The 5,212-nt window shown below is 42.9% G+C and carries 6 protein-coding genes; 4 read left to right on the top strand and 2 right to left on the bottom strand.

The genetic code is table 11. The features are described 5' to 3' along the window. Positions 1 to 30: 30 nt before the first annotated feature. Complete coding sequence (locus tag O9332_RS01585; RefSeq protein ID WP_288023384.1) at positions 31 to 375, bottom strand: hypothetical protein; 345 nt, start codon at positions 373 to 375, stop codon at positions 31 to 33. 734 nt (positions 376 to 1,109) lie between these two features. Here O9332_RS01585 and O9332_RS01590 point away from each other — a divergent pair. Next, on the top strand, positions 1,110 to 1,337 hold the full coding sequence (locus O9332_RS01590; RefSeq protein WP_288023380.1) for a type II toxin-antitoxin system Phd/YefM family antitoxin: 228 nt from the start codon (positions 1,110 to 1,112) through the stop codon (positions 1,335 to 1,337). A 373-nt stretch (positions 1,338 to 1,710) separates the two neighbouring features. Here O9332_RS01590 and O9332_RS01595 read toward each other — a convergent pair whose 3' ends face one another. Next, a complete protein-coding gene (locus O9332_RS01595; protein WP_002759519.1) occupies positions 1,711 to 2,439 on the bottom strand; it encodes a GDSL-type esterase/lipase family protein in 729 nt (242 codons plus the stop codon). A gap of 654 nt (positions 2,440 to 3,093) precedes the next feature. Here O9332_RS01595 and O9332_RS01600 point away from each other — a divergent pair. From O9332_RS01600 to O9332_RS01610, 3 genes are all read left to right on the top strand, one after another. Further along, positions 3,094 to 3,987 carry a methylenetetrahydrofolate reductase gene (locus O9332_RS01600; protein WP_288023382.1) on the top strand — a complete coding sequence of 298 codons (894 nt, stop codon included), beginning with the start codon at positions 3,094 to 3,096 and terminating at the stop codon, positions 3,985 to 3,987. Positions 3,988 to 4,106: 119 nt separating this feature from the next. After that, the gene (locus O9332_RS01605) at positions 4,107 to 4,415 is read left to right on the top strand and encodes a hypothetical protein (protein ID WP_002759516.1); all 309 of its coding nucleotides are present in this window, start codon (positions 4,107 to 4,109) and stop codon (positions 4,413 to 4,415) included. A gap of 22 nt (positions 4,416 to 4,437) precedes the next feature. Continuing rightward, on the top strand, positions 4,438 to 4,923 hold the full coding sequence (locus tag O9332_RS01610) for a GNAT family N-acetyltransferase (RefSeq protein WP_002759515.1): 486 nt from the start codon (positions 4,438 to 4,440) through the stop codon (positions 4,921 to 4,923). Positions 4,924 to 5,212: the final 289 nt, after the last annotated feature.

Here is a 5,212-nt window from a genome sequence, read left to right on the forward strand (position 1 = left end):
AAATCCTTATCTGGCAAAAGACTTAATTGATTAGTTCGCTCTAGATAAAAAACAATTGACAAAAATCGCTAAATGCCTTTCTATATAAGGGTTCCATCCCTTATAACCCCCGTCCATTGCATAACACAAACCGAAGAGCCACAGTTTTTTCCCATTAGCGGGGTTAACTTCGGTCATTAAGATTCCACCCAAAAAACCGCCCAACGACTTATTACCTTCAGGGGGATTGGGATCAAGAATGCGTTTAACCGATTCAACTTCATCTGCCTGTTGTAGTTCTGTCAGTAATACTTGGGCCTGTTCGTCGCGTTCTTCAGGCTCCAGGTTAGGATCGTTAAAAGCGATCACCAATTTAATCGTAGATTTGTTACTCATAGGAAGTTGAGTTGAAATAATATAGGATAATACTAATCTTACTGAATTATGCAAATTTTACCATATACCATCTGAAATCTAAATAAGTGATCCCATTTTCATACTGCCCCTTGCCGAGTGCAGATTTCTTCACTGATGTTGTGCTGTTGCTGAACATAGAAGATCGATTTTTCAACCTGCTCCAAGAAATCATAACAATTATTGTGTGTTGGGTTTCCTTACTACTACTACAGGCTAATGGCGATAATTCCGCTAGAAAGTATGAGAATGTGTCTGACATTCAGCAGGGGGTGAGTATTGGTATCATGATTAAAAGTAAGGATATAGATAGGGTTTGCGGCAAAAAGTAGGGGCGAAGCATTCGGATAGAAAATCTACGGTTTCACCGATAGGTTATTGCCCGAATGCTTCGCCCCTACAGGACGCGGGCCGATGAAGACGCAAGGTTTTGAACGACGATTCTCTCAAAATTTGCACCTGTTTCGCTCGTAAAGCCACAAAACTCTTACCTTGCCTACATTTCACATTTATTCAGCAAACCCTAGATATATAGCGTTTTTCAGTCTGCTGAGGTACAAAAGTTATGGGTTTTAGGCAAAAGGCAAAAGGCAAGAGGCAAAAGGGAAGAAAAATAGGTGTACCTCACTAGCTTAGGAAACGCTATAACTTAATCCATCGCTTTTCTTGATTGAGATTAAACTAATGTTTGTGTTGTTAATCAGTGAGGTAAACTAATGACTACAGTTGAATTAAAACAAGCCAAAAATCAACTTAATGAGTTATTGGAATCTGTACTTAAAGGTGAAGAAATTATCATCACAGAAAATAATGAACCTGTAGTTAAATTAAGTCCTGTAAAGTTAGCCAAGAAACCACCGCTTCAACCGAGAAGTGCTGCGGGAAAATTTTGGATAGCCGATGATTTTGATGCTCCTTTAACTGATTTTGAAGATGATCAATAATTAGGCTCAAATTTTTAATAAATACTTATGTATTTCTTTGGTATGTCACTAATAATAAACAATGGAGAGACAACCATAAAATTATGATTAATGAAAGAGAAAATCTAGTTTATCTTAGTTAAGGTAGTTTTTGGGAAATGGCGATAAAATATAGTCTGGAAAAATTAACTTTTGATTCACCTTTTCGAGAATTGATTGCGTCACAAATTTAGAGCAATGATTGGCAAATTTTGCCCCTTAATTTACTACATTTTGAACGAGTAGCGCAATTGCCTGTTCAGCATTGTAGTAGATATGTAGGGGGTAAGTTCGCTTATATTACCGGCTCTTCTGGTTTCCGTAGCACCGCTAGAACCACTGAGAACAGAGGACATCACTTTTCTGCAATTCCTGTAAACGGTTGAATAAAACCATCCACACCGACAAAGGAGGTGAGGGGCGACCAGTTTAAAATATCCTCTAAAATTGATTGATAGCCCTGCACATTGGGATGAAGTCCATCCTGCATTAATCTTTCTTGGCACCACAGATCACCCCGGTCCATCCAGAGATCAAATAAATCGAGATAGGGAATATTTTGCTCTAGACAAGCTTGTTTAGTGGTTTCTTTAAAACGATACTGATCGCGATGGTTGAAGTAAAAGCAATCTAAAAAGGGCATTTTCCCCTCATCCACGGGAATCATCCCTATAAACAAAACCGGGCAAAGAGAACGGGCCCGGGCGAGTAAATGTTCGATTTGAGTTTGAAAAAGATCGTGATCGGTGTAGGTGCGACCATCGGGCCGGCCCAAGCGGGCTGTATCATTAACACCGACGGAGAGAAAAATCAGGTCGGGGAGACGATTGCGAATTTCTCCCCTGAGACGAAATTCCTGTTCTAAACGTTCGGACACTTGTACCACTCGATCGCCGCGAATACCCAAATTATACAGGGCATGACCAGCACTTTCCATCCACAAACGACGTAGGCGCTCGGCCCAACCGCCACCCACGGGGTCGCCATAGCCATAAACAAGGCTATCACCTAAAGCGACGATTTTGAGGGGATGGGGCATGATTAGGCCTTTGTCTTTAGTAGGTAAACGAGAAAGAGTTTGCATGATCGCTCGATCGAATCGGTTGTCCTTTACACTTGTAAACGAATTTGGTTAAACTGTCCGTGTATTATACTACATTAGAAATTTTTTCCTGCCAGTTAACTCATCTGATATCAGCCAAGCACCGGCACTGACCAGTATAAAGCAGCCCGATGATCATTGCTTGCCTCCGAGTCATTTCTGGGCTAAATCTACTATAAAATTTATCTTAAATGTCGGGGTGAAGACCCTCGGTTTTACCGACGGGATGAAACCCCGACCAGTATAGAAACAGCGAAGCACAACTAAAACTCTGCTGTTTTAAGATAATTTGTGCTAAAGTGAAAGCAAGCGGAAAATCAGATGTGTAGTCGTGGCACGCGAACTGACCGTTGTAAAAAGGCTAGTGTCACCAACTCAAAAAGGTTGCCCCAATACCTCACTGCCCTCTAACAAAAAATATGGCATAGGTGGGAGATAAAAATAATCAAATAGGGTAGGGCATACCCGAATTTAAGCTTGGGGAGTAGTCCACAAGAGTGCTTGCCTTATAGGTGTAGTCGGACTAGACATGAAAATGTAAGACCAAAATTAGCATTGCTAGTAGAGGCAAGATTCAGCCCAAGAATCCCTCGGTTTTACCGATGGGAGTGTCAAGATTAAACCCTAGATAACTCGATGACTACTCGTTTACAACGCGCGGTTCAAGACCGAGAATTTTTGATTACAGCCGAGATTACCCCCCCGAAAGGGGGGAATGCCAGTCATATGCTAGAAATGGCCCTCTGGCTAAAAAATCGCGTTCATGCGGCTAATATTACCGATGGCAGTCGCGCCGTAGTGCGAATGTCCTCTCTGGCTGCCTCCGCTATTCTCTATCAACACGACATCGAACCCATCTGTCAAATAGCCTGTCGCGATCGCAATGTGATCGGATTACAAGCAGATCTCATGGGCGCTCATGCTTTGGGATTGAGAAATATACTAGCTTTAACTGGAGATCCCGTCAAAGCAGGAGATCACCCCCAGGCTAGAGCAGTTTTTGACCTAGAATCGGTACGTTTGTTAAAATTAATCGATAAATTAAATAAAGGTTTCGACTTTAACGATAAATCTTTACCGGATGGACCCTTAGAACTTTTTGCCGGGGCTGCCGTCGATGTGCAGTCAAAAAGTTGGTCCGGTCTTCAAAGCCGTTTTGAGCGTAAAATCGAAGCGGGAGCGCAGTTTTTTCAAAGTCAATTAGTTACGGATTTCGAGTGCCTTGATAAGTTCATGCAGCAGGTGGCCTCCCTCGCCGATAAACCGGTTCTAGCGGGAATTTTTCTGTTAAAATCAGCTAAAAACGCCGTATTTTTAAATAAAAATGTGCCAGGGGTACAAATTCCCGACCATATCATTCAAAGACTCGCCGATGCAGCCCATCCCCTCGAAGAAGGCATCAAAATCGCCGCCGAACAAATAAAATTAGCCCAGCAGTTATGTCAAGGTGTCCACATCATGGCGATTAAACGGGAGGATTTAGTCCCAAAAATTCTCGACGTGGCCGGTATCCCGCCAATACATAACTAAGATGAAAAGTCAATAGTTTTTATAAAAAATTAACTTTCATTTTGACTACTGGTCTTTTGACAAGAATTCTACCCCTAACCTAGGATGGTAAGGCTCAAAGCATCTTCGGGGTTAAAAGCATGGATTCCAATCTAGGTCAAGAAAAAGAGAATAGTTGTGGTAATTCCGGGCGAAAATGGTTGTCGATCGGTATTGCTCCCACTGGTATAATTTCTATTGGCATTGTTCCCATGGGCGTTATTTCCATCGGTATTGTTCCTATGGGAATAGTTTCCATTGGAACCGTGGCCATGGGGACAATTGCGGCCGGTTTTGTTTCCATGGGACTTTTCAGTATTGGTAGCGTTGGGATGGGATTAAATAACGGCCATTTTTCCAATCTTAATTCTCCCCCTGCTGAATCTCCCCATAAACATCATCAGCATTAAAATCAAGATTTGACTAGCAATCATGAATTATTCCATCCGTGCTGCCGTTGCTACCGATGTCAAGGCTATTTTTGACTTAATTGTTGCCTTAGCAGCCTATCAAGAACTCAGCCATTTAATGACAGGAAATAGTCAAGCTTTAGGGGAGCATTTATTCGGAGAAAAACCCTACATCGAAGCATTGGTCGCGGAAGTAGAGGGTAGAATAGTCGGTTTTGCCCTATTTTTTGCTAACTATTCCACCTTTATAACTAAACCGGGGATTTATCTGGAAGATATCTTCGTTTTACCCGATTATCGTAGTCAAGGTATCGGGAAAGCTTTACTAATGGCTGTGGCTAAAATTGCCGTCGCTAGGGATGCAGGACTTTTAGAATGGACTGTCTTAGAGTGGAATCAACTGGCGATCGATTTTTATGGAAAAATGGGGGCTAAGGTCTTCCAAGAGTGGCAAATTTGTCGTCTCACCGGGACAGCTTTAACCCAATTGGGTAATAGTGATAAATAAGTCAGTCCCGATGCAACAAGTTACACCGTCAAGCATGAAAATATTCTGATCCTAAATCCGGTTATTAAAAACTGATTATTTATTCCCCCTTTTGCAGGAGTTTCTTTCCTGATATGTGGCCTAGACTCAACGGATGGCCGTATTACTTCAGATCTGTTTACTCAATCCAAGCTTTTGGGGGGGGGGGTGGCGCCCCCACCCCCCCCACGGGGGGGGGGGGGGGCGCCCCCCCCCCCCCCCGCCGACCCGTTCAGTGGGTGGGGGTGGACCCGCCGCGACCCACCCGCCA

The sequence above is a fragment of the Microcystis sp. LE19-10.1B genome (genome assembly GCF_027530565.1).
GTDB lineage: Bacteria > Cyanobacteriota > Cyanobacteriia > Cyanobacteriales > Microcystaceae > Microcystis > Microcystis aeruginosa.

Bases quoted from the DNA above. Each gene is read 5' to 3' on its own strand.
- O9332_RS01590 (WP_288023380.1), top strand. From the start codon at position 1,110: ATGACTACAGTTGAATTAAAACAAGCCAAAAATCAACTTAATGAGTTA.
- O9332_RS01605 (WP_002759516.1), top strand. From the start codon at position 4,107: ATGGATTCCAATCTAGGTCAAGAAAAAGAGAATAGTTGTGGTAATTCC.
- O9332_RS01600 (WP_288023382.1), top strand. From the start codon at position 3,094: ATGACTACTCGTTTACAACGCGCGGTTCAAGACCGAGAATTTTTGATT.
- O9332_RS01595 (WP_002759519.1), bottom strand. From the start codon at position 2,439: ATGCAAACTCTTTCTCGTTTACCTACTAAAGACAAAGGCCTAATCATG.
- O9332_RS01610 (WP_002759515.1), top strand. From the start codon at position 4,438: ATGAATTATTCCATCCGTGCTGCCGTTGCTACCGATGTCAAGGCTATT.
- O9332_RS01585 (WP_288023384.1), bottom strand. From the start codon at position 375: ATGAGTAACAAATCTACGATTAAATTGGTGATCGCTTTTAACGATCCT.